15 protein-coding genes are annotated in these 21,296 nt (G+C 58.3%); 8 read left to right on the forward strand and 7 right to left on the reverse strand.

Annotated features, from left to right (window positions below):
- Window positions 1–4: 4 nt before the first annotated feature.
- From waaA to LMG28727_RS07695, 4 genes are all read right to left on the reverse strand, one after another.
- A complete protein-coding gene (gene waaA / locus LMG28727_RS07680; protein WP_201641706.1) occupies window positions 5–1,318 on the reverse strand; it encodes a lipid IV(A) 3-deoxy-D-manno-octulosonic acid transferase in 1,314 nt (437 codons plus the stop codon).
- Between the two features lie 79 nt (window positions 1,319–1,397).
- Window positions 1,398–2,282 carry a Kdo hydroxylase family protein gene (locus tag LMG28727_RS07685; protein WP_201641707.1) on the reverse strand — a complete coding sequence of 295 codons (885 nt, stop codon included), beginning with the start codon at window positions 2,280–2,282 and terminating at the stop codon, window positions 1,398–1,400.
- Between the two features lie 66 nt (window positions 2,283–2,348).
- Window positions 2,349–3,350, reverse strand: a complete 1,002-nt coding sequence (waaC, locus tag LMG28727_RS07690; protein WP_328810315.1) for a lipopolysaccharide heptosyltransferase I — start codon at window positions 3,348–3,350, stop codon at window positions 2,349–2,351.
- Between the two features lie 252 nt (window positions 3,351–3,602).
- Entirely contained in the window at window positions 3,603–4,997 is a 1,395-nt protein-coding gene (locus tag LMG28727_RS07695) for a phosphomannomutase/phosphoglucomutase (protein WP_201641709.1), read from the reverse strand.
- Between LMG28727_RS07695 and LMG28727_RS07700 the strand changes: the two genes are divergently transcribed.
- The 8 genes from LMG28727_RS07700 (at window position 4,996) to LMG28727_RS07735 (ending at window position 16,394) form a co-directional block, all read left to right on the forward strand.
- The gene (locus tag LMG28727_RS07700) at window positions 4,996–5,175 is read left to right on the forward strand and encodes a hypothetical protein (RefSeq protein WP_201641710.1); all 180 of its coding nucleotides are present in this window, start codon (window positions 4,996–4,998) and stop codon (window positions 5,173–5,175) included. The genes LMG28727_RS07695 and LMG28727_RS07700 overlap by 2 nt on opposite strands.
- 133 nt (window positions 5,176–5,308) lie before the next feature.
- Window positions 5,309–6,571 carry an oligosaccharide flippase family protein gene (locus LMG28727_RS07705; RefSeq protein WP_201641711.1) on the forward strand — a complete coding sequence of 421 codons (1,263 nt, stop codon included), beginning with the start codon at window positions 5,309–5,311 and terminating at the stop codon, window positions 6,569–6,571.
- On the forward strand, window positions 6,568–7,398 hold the full coding sequence (locus LMG28727_RS07710; protein ID WP_201641712.1) for a glycosyltransferase: 831 nt from the start codon (window positions 6,568–6,570) through the stop codon (window positions 7,396–7,398). The genes LMG28727_RS07705 and LMG28727_RS07710 overlap by 4 nt, the downstream gene beginning before the upstream one ends.
- A gap of 39 nt (window positions 7,399–7,437) precedes the next feature.
- Complete coding sequence (locus LMG28727_RS07715) at window positions 7,438–8,586, forward strand: glycosyltransferase family 4 protein (protein WP_201641713.1); 1,149 nt, start codon at window positions 7,438–7,440, stop codon at window positions 8,584–8,586.
- Between the two features lie 13 nt (window positions 8,587–8,599).
- A complete protein-coding gene (galE, locus tag LMG28727_RS07720; RefSeq protein ID WP_201641714.1) occupies window positions 8,600–9,622 on the forward strand; it encodes a UDP-glucose 4-epimerase GalE in 1,023 nt (340 codons plus the stop codon).
- A gap of 2,081 nt (window positions 9,623–11,703) precedes the next feature.
- Window positions 11,704–12,879 (forward strand): glycoside hydrolase family 71/99 protein, encoded by a 1,176-nt coding sequence (locus LMG28727_RS07725; RefSeq protein WP_201641715.1) that lies wholly within the window; start codon window positions 11,704–11,706, stop codon window positions 12,877–12,879.
- 479 nt (window positions 12,880–13,358) lie between these two features.
- Window positions 13,359–14,792, forward strand: a complete 1,434-nt coding sequence (locus tag LMG28727_RS07730) for an NAD(P)/FAD-dependent oxidoreductase (protein ID WP_407945834.1) — start codon at window positions 13,359–13,361, stop codon at window positions 14,790–14,792.
- A gap of 399 nt (window positions 14,793–15,191) precedes the next feature.
- Window positions 15,192–16,394 (forward strand): glycosyltransferase, encoded by a 1,203-nt coding sequence (locus LMG28727_RS07735; RefSeq protein WP_201641717.1) that lies wholly within the window; start codon window positions 15,192–15,194, stop codon window positions 16,392–16,394.
- Window positions 16,395–16,755: 361 nt separating this feature from the next.
- Here the strand turns inward: LMG28727_RS07735 and LMG28727_RS07740 are convergent, their stop codons facing one another.
- From LMG28727_RS07740 to LMG28727_RS07750, 3 genes are all read right to left on the reverse strand, one after another.
- Complete coding sequence (locus LMG28727_RS07740) at window positions 16,756–17,685, reverse strand: phytanoyl-CoA dioxygenase family protein (RefSeq protein WP_201641718.1); 930 nt, start codon at window positions 17,683–17,685, stop codon at window positions 16,756–16,758.
- Window positions 17,686–18,181: 496 nt separating this feature from the next.
- A complete protein-coding gene (locus tag LMG28727_RS07745) occupies window positions 18,182–19,210 on the reverse strand; it encodes an acyltransferase family protein (RefSeq protein WP_201641719.1) in 1,029 nt (342 codons plus the stop codon).
- A gap of 583 nt (window positions 19,211–19,793) precedes the next feature.
- Entirely contained in the window at window positions 19,794–20,888 is a 1,095-nt protein-coding gene (locus tag LMG28727_RS07750; protein ID WP_201641720.1) for a glycosyltransferase, read from the reverse strand.
- Between the last annotated feature and the right edge of the window lie 408 nt (window positions 20,889–21,296).

The raw sequence follows: 21,296 nt of genomic DNA on the forward strand, positions 1-21,296 counted from the left end.
CCCCTCACTCCGGCAACACCGCCATCAACACATCCACCGTCCTCGCCGTCGCGCCACGATGACGCGCGGCGAACGCCGAAGCCGCGCCGCCCATGGCCAGCCGCCGCGCTTTATCGCTAAACAGCTCGCGCAATGCGCGCGCCAGATCGGCAGGATCCTGCACCTGCACCGCGGCACCTGCAGCGACCGCATCCGCCGTCGCCTGGGTGAAGTTGAACACATGTGGGCCGATCAGTACCGGCACACCGACCGCGCACGCCTCGATCAGATTCTGCCCGCCCAGCGGCAACAAACTTCCGCCGATAAACGCCAGATCCGACGCCGCGTAGTAAGCGCCCAACTCGCCCATCGAATCGCCTAGCAGCACGTTCACGCCGGAAGCCAAAGCCGGCACGCCGCCTGCAGAAGTCACCGCCGCCGACGCCACCTTTGCATCGGGCGCCCAGGCCGAGCGACGTTCCACACGCAGCCCGGCCTTTTCAACCAGCGCCGCCACTTCATCAAACCGTTGCGGATGACGCGGCACCAGAATCAGCAACGCATCGTCGACGCCAAGCGCGGCGAACGCCTGCAGAATCAGCTCCTCTTCACCTTCTCGCGTACTTGCCGCGACCCACACCGGCCGCGCGCCAATCGCCGCGCGCCACGCATGACCGCGCGCCACCAGCTCCGGCGGCGAACTCATGTCGAACTTGAGATTGCCGAGTACCGCGACATTGCGCGCACCAAGCGAGGTCAGGCGTTCGGCATCCGCTGGACTCTGCGCGAGCACGCGCGCAAAGCCGCCGAACACGTCTTTGGTCGCGCCGCCGAACTTGGCCGCCCGCTTATAGGAACGCGCCGACATCCGCGCATTGGTCAGCACGAGCGGCACATCGGCGCGACGGCATTCGTCGATCAGCGTCGGCCACACTTCGGTTTCCATCACCAGACCGAGCGACGGCCGCCATGCGCGCAGAAACCGCCGCACCGCGTGCGGCATGTCGTACGGCAGATAGCTGCGCAATACGCGATCGCCGAAAATCTCCACGCCCGTTGCGCGGCCGCTCGGCGTCATGTGGGTCAACAGAATGCGCGCGTCGGGACGGGCTTTCAACAGCGCATCGATCAGCGGCTGCGCGGCGCGCGTCTCACCCACCGATACCGCATGCACCCAGATCAACGGTGCGTTGTCTTCCGGTAGCCGCCCGCGCGAATAACCAAAACGCTCGCCGATATGCTCGCGATAACCGCGCTCCTTGCGCGAGCGGATCAGCAAACGCAGCACCGCAAGCGGCGCGATGATCCACCACAGTGCGTTATAAATCGCCCTCAGCATGAGCGCTCCGGGTTCTTGAAGCGCTTAACCGCACGCGCCGCCAAGCCACGCCGCCAACTTGCGTCACCGAATGCGGCGCTCAAACCAGCGCCCTGCCCTTCAGGCGCTCGAGAATGCCAAGCGGCGCGCACTCGGGCTGCGCCATCGCCTTGACCGGCAGGAAGAAGGTCTGCTCCAGCATGAACTGGCCGGACATCACCGCGTGCGAGGTCTGATCGGAGAAACACACCCATACGCAACCGGGTGGAAACGGCATGGTCTCCTGTGGGCTCGACTTCTGATAGTCGAGATCGGCCTTCATGCCGTCGTGCAGATTCAGCATCAGATGGTCGTACTCGCTGCGCGGCGATTTGGTCACGTGCAGCAGGTTCAGCAGCCACGCGGCGCCAGGCATTTGCGGTTTGATGCGGGGCAGGAAGCGTTTGGCCATGTCTTCGAACGGCTCGCCGACGCGCCACACACGCGGCGCGCCGTGCGGATTGACATTGGTGAACACGCGCAGAATGCGTTCGCCATAGTTGGGCCGCGATGGGAACGCATCGACATGCAGACGGCTATCGTCTTTGCGCCACGACGTTTCGCGCGTCTCGACCTGATGCAGCCGCAAACTCGTCGGCGCAACCCGCAGCCGGCCGTTGTATTCGGGAAAGAGTCCGTCGACCAGCGTGCGCGCATTCGTCTGATAACGCGCGATCAACGCGCGCACGGCCGACTGCGTGACCGCATCGCCGACCACGCCATGCAACGCGCCGCCGTTCGGTTCGAGACTGATGTTCTTGCGGTTCGGATCGGCCAGCTTGGGGTCGAGCAGCGCGGGTTCGCCACCTTCAATCGCAAAGCGCAGATTCGGAAAGTACAGCACCTTGCCGCGTTCGACGCCGGCGAGCAGCGTCTCGCGCGGCACGGACAGGTGCTGTCCGTGCCAGTCGGCGTTCGCTACTTCGATGATCTGGGTTTCGTTCATGGTCGCCCTTGAGAACGGATGGAGCGGAAGGCGAAGCGCGCCGGCGGACTACACGATTCGCACGATTTACAGCAGCCCGAAACCGGCCAGCGCCGACTTGACCTGCTGCAACGTGGGCGATTGTCCGGCCGAGCCGAGATTGACGACATTCGGCGACCAGTAACCGCCGGTGCGCCACGCGGTCGAGAAATTGTACAACTCGACCGTGGGCCGCTTCAGCGCCGCGGCAATGTGGACCAGACCTGTGTCAACCCCGACCGTGGCGGCGGCGCCTTCGATCAGACCGACCACCGCCGGCAACGACAGCTTCGGCGGCACGATCGCGGCTGCGCCGAATTCTTTCGCGAGACGCTCGCTGGTCGCGCGTTCTTCTTCACTGCCCCACGGCAACACGATCGACGCACCGCGCCGCACCAGCGACTGCCCGAGTTCGATCCACGCGGTATCGGGCCACTGTTTGTCGGCGCGTGACGTGGCATGCACGAACACCACATAAGGCACCGGCAGATTCAGATTCGCCTCCGACAACGCCAGCGCCGCGCGCCGGGTGTCGAGACCGAAGTCGATCTCGTCGGTGGGCTGCGGCTGGGGGTCGTTCAGCGCCGCGGCCACCAGTTGCCGGGTGCGCTCGACCACGTGCGTGCGCGGCTCGATCGGCACGCGCGTGTCGTAGAAGAAGCGCACCGGCCATTCGAAGCCCGCGCCGTCGGTGCGATTGGCCAGACCGACCAGCGGTCCGCGCGCCATGCTCGCGACCCACGCGGTCTTGATGAGCCCCTGGCAGTCGATCACGAGATCGTAGTTCTCGGCGGCCAGCGCGCGACGGAACGCACCGATCTCACGCCAGTTGTCGACGGAAAGGATGCGCTTGCGCCAGCGCCGCAGCGAAACGGGAATCGCCCGCCGCACGCCCGAGACGAGTTGCACGAGCCCAACGAAGCTTTCTTCGACGAGCCAGTCGATCTGCGCATCGGGATGACGGCGTCGAATATCGGCGATCACCGGCATGTTGTGAACGACGTCGCCCAGTGACGACACCCGCACGATCAGTATCTTTTGCACGCTCAAGAGAGGGAAAACCGGCTATCCGGCCCGAAGATGCGTTGAAAGAGTCTCCCACCTGCCGCCGGGCGCCAGGCCCCGAACGGATGAGAGGAGCGCAATTTTAACGCGTGATATGTAATTGACATGAAAAAACGCGGCGCGGTAAGTGAAACCCGCGCCGCGCTCGGCAACAGCAGCGGCTCAACCCGAACCGCGCCGTCTGGTGCACCGGTTAGTGCACCGTTTGGAATTGAGTCGCTTCAACGTTGAGAACGTTTAGAACGGCAGCTTCGCGTCTGCTTTCTCCGCAAGAATCACGCGGCGGAAGTCTTCCTGAATACGCTTGAGTGCTTCATCGCTATCCGCTTCGAAACGCATCACCACGACTGGCGTGGTGTTCGACGAACGCGCGAGACCGAAGCCGTCCGGATACTCGACACGCAGACCGTCGATCTTCACGATATCGTCCGCACCGGTGAACTTCGCGTTCTGCTGCAAGCGGGCGATCAGTTCGAAATTTTCGCCTTCTTCGAGCTTCAGTTGCAGTTCCGGCGTGGAGTTCGAGTTCGGCAGCGAGTTCAGCAGCTTGCTCGGATCTTCGACACGCGTGAGGATTTCCAGCAGACGCGCGCCCGTGTACAGGCCGTCGTCGAACCCGTACCAGCGGTCCTTGAAGAACACGTGGCCGCTCATTTCACCTGCCAGCGGCGCGCCGGTTTCACGCAGCTTGGCCTTGACGAGCGAATGGCCGGTCTTCCACATCAGCGGTTCGCCGCCCTTGTCCTTCACCCACTTGGCCAGATTGCGCGTGCACTTCACGTCGTAAATGATCTGCGCGCCCTTGTTGCGCGACAGCACTTCTTCGGCGAACAACATCAGCTGACGGTCCGGATAGATGATCTGGCCGTCTTTGGTGACGACGCCCAGGCGGTCGCCGTCGCCGTCGAAGGCGAAACCGATTTCAGCGTCGGTTTCCTTCAGCGCGCGAATCACGTCCTGGAGGTTTTCCGGGTGAGCCGGGTCCGGGTGATGGTTCGGGAAGTTGCCGTCGATCTCGGTGAACAGTTCGACCAGTTCACAGCCGAGCTTCTTGAAGAGCTTCGGTGCGAGGCCACCGGCGACGCCGTTGCCGGTGTCGACGACGATCTTCATCGGACGCGCAAGCTTGATGTCGCTGGCAATGCGATCGAGATAGGCGTCTTCGATGTCGTACTCGGTGTACGTGCCATTGCCGCTGCTGAAGTTATCGTCGACGATGCGCTGATGCAGCGCGAGAATCTGCTCGCCATAAATGGCTGCGCCACGCAGCACCATCTTGAAGCCGTTGTAGTCGGGCGGATTATGGCTGCCCGTCACGACGATGCACGAATCGATGCGACGCTCGCCGCCTTCCAGCTGCAACGGCACGCTGGCCGCGAAGTAGCCGACCGGCGTCGGCACCATGCCGACATTGACGACGTCGACACCAGCCGCACGCAGACCGTCTGACAACGCCTGAATCAGTTCCGGACCCGACAGCCGGCCGTCACGCGCGACCACCACGGCGTCGCCGCCTTGCGCCCGCACTTCGCTGCCAAACGCCTGACCGATGGAGCGGGCGGCGTCGGCGTCGAGCGTCTTGCCGATTACGCCACGAATGTCATACGCCTTGAAAATGGATTTGGAGATCATGATGGCTCACTTGCGTGCAATGGAAAATTTTGACCGGCGCAAAGCGGCAGGATCGGTAAAAATCGCGCTGAAACCTGCGATAAAACCAGAGCTTGAAACTGCCGATAAAACCCTGCGATGCGCCCATGCCGGAAGCGATCCGGTTCCAACTTATAATTGCGTTTTTCGGACTGTCTGAATAACGCCATTCTAATGCTTATACGCCCTCCTTTTGCAAAGTTGCCGCGACAGTCGGCCAGGCGGGCGAACGTCGATATTGCCGCTGTGTGTTCCACACCGCACATCTTGCAAGCGGACCGAGCGGCGACCGGATGCTGACGCTCAAACGCTTCGCCAACCCCGACGTCACACGCGCATTCACCAACATCGTCTGGCTGGGCCTCGAAAGGCTCACGCAGATCGGTGTGGCGATCGTGATCAGCGGCATGCTGGCCCGTTACTTCGGGCCAGACGTGTTCGGCAAATGGCAATACGCCAACACGCTGCTACTGGTGCTCTCGCCGATCACCTGGGTATGCGGCGCGGAAATCCTCGTCCCCACCATCGTCAACCGTCCGCCTGCGCAACTCGGCACCGTACTCGGCAGCGCGTTTGCGTTGCGTTTTTCCGTGTCGGTTGCGGCGCTGCTGCTCACCTGGCTCGGTATTGCACTGCACTTCTTCGATCCTCTGGTCGGCGCAATGCTTGCCGGTCTCGCGGTGACGATGCTGTTTCGCGAACCGTTCGTCGGCGTGATCAATGCGTGGCTGCAAAGCATGACCTATAGCAAGCCGCAGTTGCTCACCAGCATGAGCACCGCCGTGTGCAAAGCGGCCCTTGTCTATCTGCTGGTGCGCGCGGCGGCCACGCCCGCCCGCTTCGGCTGGCTGTGGGCGCTCGAATCCGCAGCCATCGGCGCTGTGCTGCTGATCTATTTCATCCGGCGACACAACGGCCAGCTCGGCTGGCATCTCGACCGCGCGCTCTTCAAGCATTTTGCCAGCGCCGGCACGGTGTTCTGGCTCGGCCTGATCTGTATGTATCTGTTCCTGAAACTGGATCGCCTGATGCTCGAGAGGGCCATCAGTTTCGCGGACCTCGGCCGCTATTCCGCTGCACAGCAGTTGAACGAAAACTGGATCACGCTGGCGTTGATGCTCGCGCAAACCATTGCGCCCGCCTTCGTCTACCGTGTGCAGGACGCCGCGCAACTGCGCCGCAACATGTGGCGCCTCACCGCGATGACCGCCGCGCTGATGGTCAGCGGCGCGATCGTGCTGGACCTGCTGGCCGGTCTGATCATTCGGCGCGTGTTCGGACCGGACTTCGAAGGTGCGATCGAGATCTTCCGCTGGGCTGTCTGGCTGTCCGTGCCTGCCGGCATCGAAGCGATCGGCAATCTTATCGTGTTGAAGTACCAGGCGAAATTCGTGCTGCTGGCCAAATGGCTGCTCGCGCTGGCCGTCGCGTTCGTGGTCAATCTGCTGACAATCCGCCGGCTCGGGGCTTACGGCGCGTTGGTCGGTCTGGCGGTGGGCTATCTGGCCGCCGCGTCGGTTAATCTTTATTACATCCGTTTCAAGTTGCGCTCATGACGAATGCATCCGCCACCGCGCAGATATCGCTCGACGATGTAGCCGTGCTCATCCCCGCGTACAACGGGCAAGCCGATGTCGAGCTCACGCTGGCGTCTTTTGATGAAAGTGCGCCGATCCACGTACTGATCGTCGACGACGGCAGCACGCCGCCCATCGTCGCGCCGTCCATCGGCAATATGCGGATCGACGTGCTGCGCATGCCGCAGAACGGCGGCATCGAGCGTGCGTTGCAAACCGGTATCGACGCGCTCGCGCAGCGCGGTTTCCGCTATGCCGCGCGAATCGATGCGGGCGACCGCAGCGTGCCGCAACGGCTCGCCAGGCAACGCGTGTTCATGGAACTGCATCCGCACGTAGCCGGCCTCGGCATGTGGACACAGGTCGTTACGCGCGCTGGCAAGCCGCTTTTTATGCTGACGCCGCCAGCCGAGCCGAACGCGATCCGGCGCCTGCGCTTCTTCCGTTCATGCCTCGCGCATCCGTCGATGATGCTGCGTATCGAGGCCGTGCGCACAGTCGGCAACTATCGCGCCGCGTATCGTTCCGCCGAAGACCTCGACCTGTTCGTGCGTCTGATGGAACGCTACGATTGCGCGAATCTGCCGGAACTCGGTCTTTACTACGAGCTGAACGAAGGCGGCATCAGCGCGACCAAACGGCGCCGTCAGATTACGTCGACGCTGCGGCTGCAACTGCGCTACTTCAACGTCGCGAACCTGTACGACTGGCTCGGTCTCGCCAAGAATCTGCTGCATCTGGTGCTGCCTTATCGCACGCTTCAACGGATCAAACGCAGCCTGCTCGCGCCGCGCGCAGGCCACTAATCCATGCAACGCCCCATTCATAGCCGTCCCGCCTCCCGCATGAAGCCTGCCTTAAAGTCGACGCCCGCGCTGCGCATTACACTTGTCTGTAACACCGCGTGGGCAATCTATACGTATCGGCAAGGACTGATCCGCATGCTGGTCGGACGCGGCGTCGACGTGACGGTGCTTGCGCCGCGCGACCGCACGTTCGACCTGCTCACCGCGATGGGCTGCCGTTGCATCGAACTGCCGGTTGCATCGAAGAGCACGAGTCCGCGCGACGATCTGGTCACGCTGTACTCGCTATACCGTCAATATCGGGCAATCCGCCCGCATGTCGTGTTTCACTACACGATCAAGCCGAACATTTACGGCTCGATCGCGGCGAAACTGGCGGGCGTGCAGTCGGTGGCTGTCACAACCGGGCTCGGCTATGTGTTCATCCAGCAGAGCCGTGCCGCGCAGGTCGCGAAAAAACTGTATCGTTTTGCGTTCCGCTTCCCGCGCGAAGTCTGGTTTCTGAATCGCGACGATCAGGCCGCGTTTGTCGACGGAAATTTGTTGGTGCATCCTGAGCGTGCGCGCCTTCTGCATGGCGAGGGGGTCGATCTCGAGCAGTTCGCGTTCACGCCGCTGCCCGAACGGGCCGATTTCCGCTTCGTGCTGATCGGCCGGCTGCTGTGGGACAAGGGCGTCGGCGAATACGTGGAAGCGGCGCGGCGGCTGCGCGAACGTTACCCGCGCGCGCGCTTCCAGTTGCTCGGGCCGGTGGGCGTCGACAACCCTAGCGCCATTACGCGCGACGAAGTGGCCGCGTGGGAACGCGAAGGTGTCATCGACTATCTCGGCGAGGCGCACGACGTGCGGCCTTTCATCGCCGATGCGGACTGCATCGTCCTGCCGTCGTATCGTGAAGGCGTGCCGCGCACGCTGATGGAAGCCTCCGCAATGGGCCGTCCGATCGTCACGACCGACGTGCCCGGCTGCCGCGAGGTGGTGGCTGAAGGTGTCAACGGATTGCTGTGTGAAGCGCGCAACGCGGAAAGTCTCGCTTCGCGTCTTGCACAGATGCTCGACATGAGCGGCGCCGAGCGCCGCGCGATGGCGGAACGCGGCCGACAGAAAGTCGCGGAAGAATTCGACGAACGGGTCGTCGTCGAAACCTATAAAGACCTGGTGCAGAAAATGACGGGCGTTTTACTTTAACGGAGCAAACAGCATGACCACGAAGGGCACGATTCTGGTAACGGGTGGCGCGGGTTTTATCGGCTCGCACACCTGTGTTGAATTGCTCAACGGCGGCTATGACGTCGTGGTGATCGACAATCTCGTGAACAGCAATCGCGAATCGCTGCGGCGCGTGGAACAGATCACTGGCCGCGCCGTGACCTTCTACGAAGAAGATGCACGCGACGAAGCCGCGCTCAAGCGCATTTTCGACGCGCACCCGATCACCGGCGCGATTCACTTCGCCGCGTTGAAGGCGGTCGGCGAGTCGGTCGCGAAGCCGATCGAGTACTACAGCAACAACGTCGGCAGTCTGCTGACGTTGCTCGGCGTGATGCGTGATCGCAACGTCAAACAGTTTGTGTTCAGTTCGTCGGCGACCGTGTACGGCGTGCCGGAAAGCTCGCCGATCGACGAATCGTTCCCGTTGTCGGCGACCAATCCGTACGGCCAGTCGAAGCTGATCGCCGAGCAGGTGTTGCGCGATCTGGAAGTGGCCGATCCGTCATGGCGAATCGCCACGCTGCGCTACTTCAATCCGGTCGGCGCGCATGAGAGCGGCTTGATCGGCGAAGATCCGGCGGGCATTCCGAACAACCTGATGCCGTATGTCGCGCAGGTCGCAGTCGGCAAGCTCGAAAAGCTGCGCGTGTTCGGCGGCGATTATGAAACGCCGGACGGCACCGGCGTGCGCGACTATATCCACGTGGTCGATCTGGCGCGCGGGCATCTCGCCGCGCTTGACGCGCTGGTCAAACGCGATGCGAGCTTCGTGGTGAACCTCGGCACGGGTCAGGGCTATAGCGTGCTGGACGTCGTGCGTTCGTTCGAGAAGGCGTCGGGCAAGCCGGTGCCTTATGAGATCGTGGCGCGCCGTCCGGGCGACGTCGCGTCGTGTTTCGCCGATCCGGCGGCAGCGGAGAAGATCATCGGCTGGCGCGCGCAATACGGCATCGAGCGGATGTGCGCGGATCACTGGCGCTGGCAGTCGAGCAATCCGCGCGGCTTCGCGTGATCGGCTGACAGAGATTAAATTGCCAGGGCCGAGTTAAAGGCCGCTGAAAACTGACCGCGGATCCAGGCAGTCTTGAGGCACGGACTTCGCCGCGGTCAGCCTCTGCACAATGCTGATTGTTCCGGCATCTGCCGATTCAATCGTAATTGACGATTGCCCTTCGCCAGCTTTCTTCCGAAAACAGCCACCTTCTATCTCCTGCGAATAGGCGCCGCTCATCTAAAGTCGATTCCGCTCAATTTCCTTCGTTATTAAACAAAGTCCATTTTATACAGAATGCGTCACCCCTCCCGCAGCTTCCTCCCAGAAAACTGTTTTTAACCGTCCATACCGGTAACTTCGCAAAAATGTGTAACTCAACCATTCCATCCACTTTAATTAGACATACCAATTAACTCAGACGTCAAAAGCGAATTCTTCATCTCAAACAATAACCCAACGATACGCAAATTGCGAATGAAACCATCGATGTAACGAGTTGTAAAACCATTTCATCCGATGTTTAATCGGCCTTTTTTCAGACTCTTTTTCTCAACAATCCTGCCGTAAAAACCCTACCTGTTTGTCCGATTACATCGTTCTGAACCCTATTTATATGAAGATATCGGAAGGCTAATATTTCCGACCTGCCATTCACAAATTGCGTAAGTCAAGTGGTTAACCGTGCGCAATGAGCTCCGGGAGAAGAGTTACTGCCCTCCGCGCCACATAAAAGGAAAAATTGTCCGGAGACTATTAGATGGGGGGAGCTATCGCTTTTTTTCGAGATCTTTCTTACCGTTACAGAACTGAAACGTTTTTTGCGAATATAATTCGTTCCCCTGAGCCGATAGGGAAAACACTAGGGGCAATTTCCCGGTGCAGGCGCGATAAGTGCTCACGCCGCCCCCGCGGGTTTAGCCCGATCTCCTAGCGCTCCCTTCCGCGCATAAATGCGACGCGGTGTGCCTGCCCGCGCAACGTAAGCGCTAGCGTAGTCAATGCAGACGAGATCGACGTCGACCCAGGTTGGACGGATAAGCGCGACGTGAGCCGCTGGGATTGATTTTGTAGTCTGCCCAAGACTTGTAAGAGAAAATAAGGCGCCGCCTCCCGCTCAGATGCAGGGCTGGATACCACGGGCAAAGGGGGCCTACTCAGCGGCGAGAGCGAAGGACATTCGTGCTGGAAACAGAAGTTCGTTACATTTTTATACAATTTAATTCGTACAACGAATTAGATATTTATTTGTTTTCGTTTCAGGGGCACTCCCGCAAGGAAGCACTTCTGACGAAGCGAGAAACGGGAAGCAACGTTTGCAAGTGAACTTTGCTCCGTGAGCTCAGATCGCACGCGAAAACGCCGGAGGCCCCCACCGTTTATCGATGATGGCCTCTGTACTTGTAGAGCGCTGCGAAGGTAGGCCGCATCCTTTAGACACGCGCACGCGCTGTCTGGAGTTCCGCGGATTGGAAAAAGTGCTGATGTGACGTAGTCAAGATGTCACAAGGACGGATATGCGCCCGGCCGGTGTCATCCCCAGCACTAACTGGATGAATCTGGAAACGAAACAGACCCCTCGGCATCCAGGCTCAGTTCACCGACCGATAAAAGGAGGAGTTCAAAAATTTGCCATAGAAACAAGCGGGTTTCGATCAGTACTACTTACAGGACGGTCGCGTCGCCGACGTGATTGGGTACGAGCGAATCTGCATCTGGAATTCAGCCTGCTCGCAGGGCATTGCCGCTGCGAACGGCGTAACGGCTTGCGACATTTGTCGTGACCTACGCGGCAGCGCAATCCCCCTGGGGGAGGCAGCACCACTTTTCGCAGTGAAGCCTGAGGTCTTGGGCTTTATGTCTTTGAACAGAAATTCGAATGGATATTGGTAGTGACACTGAAATTTAGAACTAATGTTAGCCGCATCATGCTCGCGGGTTGTGCAACGTTTCTGGTCGCGGGCCATGCCCAAGCGCGCGGACATTACTCGCACGGATCGTCGTCAGCATCGACAACTTCTTCGACCACTGCTTCGACCGCTGCTCCAACCACTACGTCGACTACAGCATCTACTGCATCGTCGACAGTACAATCGGCTCTGATGCCCGCAAACACTTCGGCTAGCACGGCCTTCGCAGGCTTGTCGAACGGCACACTGGCGGGTTCGACGAATGTCTCGAAGGTCGACGTCCATTCGCTTCTTTACTCGGGCAACACGACCAAAGTTCTCGTCCACTACCTGCCGTGGTTCGACGGCGGCAACGATACTGGCGTCAACGTCAATTACTCGAACGCCAACCCGACATACATCAACGCGTTCTTCGCTGACCTCGTCAGCCGCGGCGTCGATGGCGTGATCGTCGACTGGCAAGGCCAGACCGACATCAGCGACAAAGACTGGCTGATCTCGCAACCGCTCATTAAGAACTACACCACGCTGTCGGGTAACAAGCTTTCGTACTCGATCATGCTCGACGCGAACCTGCTGAACAACTATAGCGGGACGAATCAGACCAAGGTTCTGGCCGCGATGAGCTACATCAACACGCATTACCTGAGCGACTCGTCGTATTTGATGTACAACGGCAAGCCCGTCGTCGGTGACTTCGGTTTGACGGCCGCGAGCGGCATCGACTGGACGGCCATTCAAGCCGCGTATCCGAACGTTCAATTCGTCCACCTGGACAACGCGACGTCGCCGGACGGCTTCAGCATCGCCAAGAGCGGCGGCTCGTTCCTGTGGGTCAATCCGGCTTCGCAGGACGTGTCTCCGGCTGATCTGTCGGGTATGGACGACTTCTACACCCGCGCCAATCAGCACCCGACTGAAATTGTGATGGGTGGCGTCTATAAGGGCTTCAACTCGCAATACGCATCGTGGGACGGTCAGCAGTACGTCAATCAACAATGCGGTCAAACGTGGCTGAACGGCTTCACCAAAATCAACCAGTACTACAACTCGGCGAAGCAGCTCCCCTTCCTGCAACTCGTGACGTGGGACGATTACTATGAAGGCACGCCTCTCGAGACTGGTATCGACAGCTGCCTGACGATGACGCCGACGGTAAGTGGTCGCACGATCAAGGTTTCGCTTTCGAGCGCGACCACGGTTGATCACCTGGAATTGTGGAGCTACGCCAACGCCGCGTGGAGCAGCGTGACCTACCCGGCAAACACGACCACGATCTCCGTGGCTAATGCGGGCACCTACTACGTCAAGGCGGTGGGCAAGCCGTTTATCAAGAACGTTCTTTCGGCCGCCGTCACGGTCAACTAAAAGATTGCACCTGCGCCGCGTGGCATCGAATGCTACGCGGCGTTATGCATCAGCCTTTATTTGCCTTTCAGACCGGGGAAGGAAGCGTGTTGCGCAACGCAATACTTTCATTCGTCTTTCCTACCCTGTAAAACCCCCCATAGCATCGGCGTAGCCTTCTGCATTGCTCGCAAAACGCTTGCGCGCAAATGCGCAAATCTCTGCGCGGATCGCATTGGCGATGCACGCACGCCACAAAATTCAGTTGCTGCATCGCAGGAACTTCAGTCGTTCTCCGCCTCGCCGATGCGTTGAAATACCTGCACGGAAGTTCGGTGCGGCAGCGAACAGAGCGAAAATCTCCTTATGTACGACATTAGAGCCTTGCCAGGGGCGCTTAGGAGAATACAACCGTGAATCGCAAAACATACGTGCCGTCTCTCGTGCGGAGCGCACGGACGGAATTCTCTTGCGCCATTTGCGGAGCGGGTCCCTCCGGCATGGGGTTCTTGTTCCATGCCTTCAAAACGGGAAAATTGCCCGAAATCGCGAGGAATGGCCTGCTAATTATCGACAGGGGTCTGGAGCTGGGCGCGGGCAAGCTCGGCGAGTATGCGAACGTCACCGGCAATACGGTGGGAAACACGTTTCTCGCATGCCTCGAACACGAAAATTTTGAAGAGGTGTTCGGCGACCTGAGACGACATTCGCCGCTGCACAAACAGATGGTCGACGCGGCCGACGGCCCGCCGATGCTCACCGAAGCAGGCGCGCTACTCGCGCTCGCAACCGAGCGGCTTCTCGCTTACCTCACTGCGCGTTACGACGTCACCGTGCTCCGCGGGCGCGAGATCGACAAAGTTCGGCGCCTTAAAAACGGTGGCTTCGAGATCGACTATCACGACGTGGATAATGCGTCCTCCCTCAGCACGGTGTCGGCCGACACCGTCGTGATGAATCTGGGCGGCCTTCAGCGGGTCGGCGAAATCGACGAACTATGTCGCGGGCTTGGTCTGCCTCCGCCGGACGCCGACGTCAGAACTTACGTGTCTGACGATGTTCTCAGCCTGACGACAACACAACTGGCGGATGAATTCTCGACCGATCTCTCACAACAGGGAACAGGGCGCAAAAAGCGCATTACGGTCGTTGGTGGGTCACATAGCGCATTCACAACGGTTGATCGTCTCGCGATGGAATTGGGAAGCGAGGGGCTGGAAGAGATTACCGTCATTCATCGATCTCCCGTTCGTTTGTTTTTCGAAACCATCGAGGAGGCGCGTGCCACCGGCTATGTAGTCGACGAAGCAAACGACGTTTGTCCCGTTACCAAACGAGTCAATCGTGCGGGTGGTTTGCGCTATCGGGCTTTCGATATCGCGCGTTCGATCATGGCTACCGGTCATGTGCCAGGCACGATGCCGCACGTCGAACTGATCGAACCCGACTCGAGCGAAGACGCCTGGCTGCGAGCACGTGATTGCCTGCGTGAATCGATCGCGGTCATTCACGGCGCAGGCTACGGTCCCAACATGTCTGTACTCGTCGATCATCGGGACACCCCGATCGCGCTTCAGCTCGGCCAGGGCGGAGTGGTCTCGGACAGATTCGGCTGCCCATTCGACGCGAACGGCGACCTGATACAAGGACTGTTCTCATTCGGACTGGGCTCGGGATTTCGCCCCGACGAGCAGATTCGCCGGGAAACCGGTTTCGAAGCGGCGTTTCGCGGACGCATCTATGGCGTGTGGGCGTTTCACCATGATTTCGGCGGTCGCGTGCTAAACGGCGTACTGGAAGCGTTGGCGGCGGTGCCGGTCGTTGCGTTCACGCGCGAAGCGGTGGTTTTGCAGGACGAGCACGGCGTCATCCCGGAAGTGGCACAGCTAACGGCATGCGACGCGCCGGCCCAGGCCGTGTCTCCACAAACCTGAACGTTACGGTCGCTGTCTACGGACAGCGTTGCGTAGAGTCCTCAGTCATAAACCCGCTCGACGGGTTTGACGAGGGGTAACTCGCCTGCTCCGTGGCGCTTGGACCTTTGAAGTCTTTCGTTCGGCCATAGTGGATTGTGGTGCAGCGCACTGAGAATCACACTACCAGAAAGCACTATTTGCCTGAGTGTTCGCATGATGGCTCCGCGGAGCAAAGCGAACCGTGCATCCCAAGGTTCTTCGAGAACGTGGCAGACGGGACCGCATGGCTTTTGAACCCGCGAGCTCTCACGTGGTGAGAACAGGGGTCTGCAGATACGTGCCGCCAAACGATATTTGATCAACCGTGGGCCGTGTTGTCCCCGCGGCCCATACGCATTGTCTCCGTCAGGACTATCCATGAAATCGTTCTCCACGCTGTCAGGATCTGAAACAACCGATCTGCACCAACCGCTCTCGCACGAAAGCGCCATACCCGACGCGAAAGTCGACGCCAGAATCGTGTGGTTCATGGGGCCTCGGTCCGCCGGCCTGACCGGAGTCGGTCAACATAGCCTCGCGCTGGCTGCGGCTTTGAGCAAATATACAAACTTCAAGGTTGAAACCGTCGACATCGACGCGAAACCTCGCTCGTTTAAACGTTACTGGAATCAATTCGTGCGGTATCCGTTGCACGCGTTCCGCGTGGCGCGCTCTACTGACATGATCATCCTCTACGCGGAAGATCTGAGCTTCCTGATTCCGATCATCCACTTGGCCGGTGGCCGGGTGTGCCTGATGTTCCATCATGTGCAACTTCCGGGGCACGCTCGCGGTCTGGTGGAAAGACTCAAATCACTCTATGTTCAGATGTTCCTTCCGCTGGCCCCCAAAGCGGATCTCGTGCTAGTGGAAGGCCCTGCGGCCGCCAAAGACCTGATCGAAGTTGCGCCAGTGAATCCGGAGCGCATCAAGATCGTCCCCTGCCCGTTCGAAGACAAATATTCCCCGCTCGATGCAGCGACGCCAGCTGAAACTCGCGCTCAGGCGCGAAGCATTCTGAAAGAACGCCTGGGTTTGGAAATCGGCAACGCGCTGATGTTACTCAACGTCGGCTCCGACGAGACTCGCAAGAACAACCTCACCTTGTTCCAGGCACTGGCCAAACTTCAGCGCAAAGACCTTCTACTGGTTCGCGTCGGCAAAGCGTTCAACGCCACGAATCGAATGGAATGCAAAACGCTCGCTGATACCTCCGGAATCAACGTTCACTTTGCCGACTCCGTTAGCGAAGAGGATCTCGGATATTTTTATCAGGCGGCGGACATCTACGTGTCGGCGACGCTGCACGAAGGTTTTGGCCGCACTGTAATCGAAGCGCAGATGGCGGGAACTCCGGTTATCGCTTCGGACATTCCGGTCTTCAGAGGCTCCATGGGCGACACGTTCCTCGCAGTTAAAAATCCAACCAACCCTGACGAATGGGTCAAGGCAATCAGCAGCCTGATCGACTCACCTTCCCTGATGGACGAATTGAGGGAAGGTGGAAAAACCAATGCATTGCAGTATTCGCCGGACGTGGTGTGCGACGGCTTGCATCGCATTCTGCTTCGGGCTTTCTGAACGTGGAGGTGCCGGAAAAATGGCACCCGTGGTGATCAAGGTCGGGGGAAGCTCATGCGGATTCCCCCGCCGTTGAAGAGTCAATATTCGCGGCTTCACCGTGCGTTGCTCGTGCTGGCCTGAATCGCCGCCGACACGTAGGTGCATGCGGTCGTTCTAACGCGTTCGTCAGCGCTTCATGACGCCCCTGCGATTCGCAAAGCGTCGCAGTCAAAGAGCCGGCGGTCTATAACAATGCAAAGGCAACCTGTTGTTTCGCCACCGCGCGTATTTGTAGGCGCATAAGTACAACGCCATGTCTTTGACTCGCGCGGTGAAAGCAGTTAATTCAGCGTGGTTCGAACGATAAGGGAAAGAATTTCTATATACGTTTGCGGCCTTGCACCAAAGACCACCAGCGGCGTTTGAAGCCATAATAAAGACGATAAGGATCGATATTATTGCGCCTCGTCAACGCACGATACAGCGCGACGATTTTGCCCTGGCCTCGCCTCCAGTTAAGTTCAGTCTCGTCCCGAGTCGTCGTATGGTTGAGCCAGTTGAACTCGCGGTATACGGTTGAAATGGTAGCTGGCACATCGAAGACGACAACATAGGCAATACGCGCAGTTGCGGTGACATTGGGTCCCGCGCCGTGCAACGTACGTCCCAGGTGCATCGTGCATCCGCCTACCGGTATCGGACAAAAGACTGCGTCTTCAGGATCGAATCCGTCATAGCATTCAATACCGTGCGAACGCTCCTTGCCCACAAGTTTCCGATGAGGCTGAACGCTCCATCGGTGCGAACCCGGAATAAAACGCAAACAGCCATTCTCGACGGTAGCCGGTTGCAAAGGCAGCCAGAAACTCACTTCCTGGTAGGTGAATCGTGGATCGTGAAAAGCTTCGTCCTGATGCCACGGGGTTTCAGGACCGGCGACCGGCGGCTTGTAGAAGAGATGATCTCCCGCAAATCGCGCCTTGGGACCCAGAACCTGCTTTGCCAGCGCATGAAGACGCTTGTGATAGTCCGTCTTGCGCAAGCGCGAATCGAAATTGCTCGGCATGCTCAACTGAGTGAGTCCAGTAGAAGCCAGCGGGTTATCACCAATAAAATCGAATAGAGCGCCTTCTTTCGCACCAGCGCCGGCGAAGATAAGCCGCTCACAGATTCCCTTCAGCTCGGAAATTTCTTCTGCAGACGCGATGTTCTCGAACGAACTGAAGCCGCGATGACCAAGCGCAGAAATCTGATCTATATCAAGGCCATTTTGTTTGATACGGTCTGGACCGACAGATTTTGTTTGCATGTCTTCTCCGTTATCTCCGAGCACGCTTTGAATATCTTAGTAACTAGCATTTATAACATCTGTTCGATAGCGCCTATATCGCCGTTTTTTCGATCGACTAAAAGCAGCGACGACATCATTCCTGTCAAAAAGCTTTCGGTTCAGACGAATGTTCAGACACAGTCAATTAATTAAACCCGGTTACTTATTTAGAAACTTTGTTCGAAACTGCGCAATTTGAACGGGACGCGTATCTTGTCGTCGAAGGGAGTAAGGGGCCGATTTAATTGCACAGGTAAAACACGATGCTTCGCGGCCAGCGGATTTTTTTGGCACTCGACGCGGCAATGCCAACCGGAGTGGTCCGGGTAGCAGCCCCGCCTACCGCTGCATTCCCCGCGCGCGCGTCGATCAATCGACGACGCGCCTTGAATTCGCAGGTCACCGCTCTTTCAAGGCGTAGAGATACGCCTATTTGCTGCAATGCCAGATGCGACGCTACATGATGCGCTTACACTCAAACCGCATCATTATCCACCTGACTTGCAACGTCTCTCTTTACGCTCCGGCCGTTCACATTCTTCAAAGCGTAGAGAATCCGTTTTTCTATCAACACATGAATCAAACTGCCGGCGACCATGCTCACGACTACGGCAAGTACGAAGTACATCGCCATCGTCCATCCGCCGTTCAACTTCAATATCTTATAAATCAATAGATACGCGAGGTTCAACGAGAAGAAATGCGAAAGATAGATGGAATACGAGGCGTCCCCCAGAAACTTGAGTCCGGGAATAATGATCGCGGAGCGCAATTTCCTGATCGAACTCTCCAATCCAAGGGCGATCGAAAAAACAGCGACCGCAGGCAGCCCGAAATAGACCGAGCGACGTTCCGGCAAGCCGTGATAGTCAAAGGCAACGAATACGATCAGTGCGCCAATTCCCACGGAAAATAGAGCTGCCTTTTTGTCCATTATTTTGAACAGCAGGGTCCCTACAAGAAACTCCGCCCAGAAATCATTGAAAATGAACTGCAGGTAGAAATTCTGCGGCACGACGAAAGACAGCCCCCACAGCAGGCCGAGCATGGCGGCAACCGGTCGGCCGCGCATTCCCGCTGTCAGCGCGAAAACGATATAGAAGAGGACCTCATATGAAAGCGTCCACCCGACCATGAGCAGCAGCGAGTGATGAGGATCTGGAATCAGCAGGTACGAACTGACAAGTCCTGGCGGCAGGTCCGTGTGCGTGAAGGCCAGTTTGGGAACCACGAGAAACGCGCACAACGCAATCGTGGAAAATAACCAGTACATCGGCAATATACGCACCAGCCGCCGGACCATGAAAGACGGCAGGTGTAACTCCTTGCCCGCAGTGACGAATGACATGATGAAGCCGGAGATAATAAAAAAGATCTCCACCCCGAATTGGCCGAACTCAAACAGATTGAAAGGGTAATCTCCCGCGACGACGCCCTTCTTCGCGACGTGATACAGGACGACGAGAACCGCCGCCACTCCTCGAAGGATTTGGATTGTGATCATTTTTATTCCAGTTTACGTTATGGACACCGCCCCGCAACACCATTCGCCGCCTTCGAAACCCTCCCGGAAGTTGAGAACAGACATTCAGAGGAAACGCCTGACAGCATTTGCAAACCGCCCGAACAGAAAAGCAGAAGATCCGCTGGTCAAAGCGCCTTTCCAGCAAAGCTTTTTTTGATTCGACGCCATCGGTACGCGCGCAACGATGCATCCGCGCGTAGCCGGACATTGACTTCGGATAATGAGAAGGACGCCTTCAGTCCCCATGCCTGCGCTGTACCACACGCCGCTCATCGGGAAATCAGCGCGATGGAAACGACGTACGCCCCGCAAACTGTCGATTACGAGGCGTACGCATTCCTGAATTGAATTGACGAAGCCCCCGACGCCATGTTTAACCTGTTTCTTATAGAACACTCGTGCCAACGGGAATAGCTGAAACCGATCAGAAGTTCTAATGTTATCCTTCCGCTCACCCGATTCCGTAACACCTGCCTGTGGTGCGGAAATTTTTTATAAGCGCGGTGTGGCCCGGTCAGGCCAAAACACCGCGCGAGTAGTCAATGAAAGAGGCGGTCGACCTTCAAACCTGTCCACGAGTTGCCAACCCGTCTTCGACACTGCTTTTCACCGGACTGCGCTGCACTACCTCGATCGCCATCGCAGACATCTTCCCTTCGCCAGCAATGACGCTCGTCTCCGTTTTCGGAACATAGACAACTGGCCGAAGCAGATCGCCCCATCGGCGCGAAAAAACGGGAAGGCTGAAATTACGCTCGCAGAAGGCGGCAAACCGCGACGCCGCTTCCAATACCTCATCGAGATCCGCATGGGGATCGCTGAGAAAGCGGCGAAGTCGCGACTCGTTCATCGCCAGCGCCCCATCTTCGAAATTCAATCCTTCATACGCGGCATCGTTACCAACGGGAACGCAACCGAACGAGACCGCCTCGAGCACCTTCGACTTGATGCCGCCGCGCAGGAAAGTCGGACATAGCGCGATCGAATTGGGCGTATAAACTTCGGCGAGTGACGGCGCAAAGCCTGCGAACATGACATTGGGCACAGGTTCGTACTGGCCGGACATCCGTCCGTAAATGACCAGCGGCAGGTTCAGCTCAAGTTTTTTCCACGACTCCACCAGATATTGGATAGCGAGCCGGTTCTGCAACTGACTGTCCGCGCCGACGAAAACGAACCTGACAGGACCGACAGGACGCGTCACTGACTTGACCGAGTCGATCGGCGGTGCGATCACATGAATCCGCTTTTTCATTGCATCCGGAAGGATGCGCTCCAGTGCCGCTGCATCCGTTGTCGAAACCAGTGTCACGGCATTCGACGAAGCCGCTGCCAGCTTCTCATGTCCCTTCAGCGCCAATTCCTCGTATCTCAACAGCAGGTTGCGGGCCAACCGCGAATTGATCAGCGAGACGATTGACTTGGGGATCGACTTCGCGAGATAGCCAACAGATAGAGCGAAATCGCCGGTACGCAAAATATTGGCACGCCGCGACATCAAATCGTCGAGGTCGGTGATGATATGACTTAACGGATAGCGCCGGCGCACGAATGCCGCATAGTCGACCATGCGGATACCATCGAAATAGATGACATCCGGCTTGAACTCGTCAATCGCTTCGATCAGGCGCTTCTTGGCATTGCCGCTGGAGAACATCGCAACCTGAAGCGCGCAAGGCCTGGCCGTAAGCAGACCTTCGGCGACCCTGAGACCCGCGCGCAGCTTTGAAGCGAGCGTGCCCGTTTCGAATATCGAGGGAATCTTGAATTCGCGCACGTCTGCGTCCATGCCGATTGCCTGGCGAATGAAACACAAAGTACGTTCACGTCCATTCGACGCCGCCTGGGGGATATCCCGGGTCATAACCATAAGTACGCGTTTTCTCATGAAGCCTCCGAATGGAGATGGTCCTGAATTTGCTCCATCGACCTACGGAATACGTCCAGATATGATGTTCCGCCATGCCAATGAATAAGCTCTGCTACCGTGCCGTAAAAGTCCACTAGTTTTCCAATACAATTCGCTATGCAAATTAATATTCGTGTCGGTTGGCGATTCGACCTT

Source organism: Paraburkholderia metrosideri, assembly GCF_904848625.1.
GTDB lineage: Bacteria > Pseudomonadota > Gammaproteobacteria > Burkholderiales > Burkholderiaceae > Paraburkholderia > Paraburkholderia metrosideri.

Coding starts and splice junctions, on each gene's coding strand:
- LMG28727_RS07745 (WP_201641719.1), bottom strand. CDS start 19,210: ATGATCACAATCCAAATCCTTCGAGGAGTGGCGGCGGTTCTCGTCGTC.
- LMG28727_RS07740 (WP_201641718.1), bottom strand. CDS start 17,685: ATGCAAACAAAATCTGTCGGTCCAGACCGTATCAAACAAAATGGCCTT.
- LMG28727_RS07715 (WP_201641713.1), top strand. CDS start 7,438: ATGAAGCCTGCCTTAAAGTCGACGCCCGCGCTGCGCATTACACTTGTC.
- LMG28727_RS07735 (WP_201641717.1), top strand. CDS start 15,192: ATGAAATCGTTCTCCACGCTGTCAGGATCTGAAACAACCGATCTGCAC.
- LMG28727_RS07750 (WP_201641720.1), bottom strand. CDS start 20,888: ATGTTCTCCAGCGGCAATGCCAAGAAGCGCCTGATCGAAGCGATTGAC.
- LMG28727_RS07705 (WP_201641711.1), top strand. CDS start 5,309: ATGCTGACGCTCAAACGCTTCGCCAACCCCGACGTCACACGCGCATTC.
- LMG28727_RS07710 (WP_201641712.1), top strand. CDS start 6,568: ATGACGAATGCATCCGCCACCGCGCAGATATCGCTCGACGATGTAGCC.
- LMG28727_RS07725 (WP_201641715.1), top strand. CDS start 11,704: ATGCCCGCAAACACTTCGGCTAGCACGGCCTTCGCAGGCTTGTCGAAC.
- LMG28727_RS07695 (WP_201641709.1), bottom strand. CDS start 4,997: ATGATCTCCAAATCCATTTTCAAGGCGTATGACATTCGTGGCGTAATC.
- LMG28727_RS07730 (WP_407945834.1), top strand. CDS start 13,359: ATGGGGTTCTTGTTCCATGCCTTCAAAACGGGAAAATTGCCCGAAATC.
- waaA (WP_201641706.1), bottom strand. CDS start 1,318: ATGCTGAGGGCGATTTATAACGCACTGTGGTGGATCATCGCGCCGCTT.
- galE (WP_201641714.1), top strand. CDS start 8,600: ATGACCACGAAGGGCACGATTCTGGTAACGGGTGGCGCGGGTTTTATC.
- LMG28727_RS07700 (WP_201641710.1), top strand. CDS start 4,996: ATGATGGCTCACTTGCGTGCAATGGAAAATTTTGACCGGCGCAAAGCG.
- LMG28727_RS07685 (WP_201641707.1), bottom strand. CDS start 2,282: ATGAACGAAACCCAGATCATCGAAGTAGCGAACGCCGACTGGCACGGA.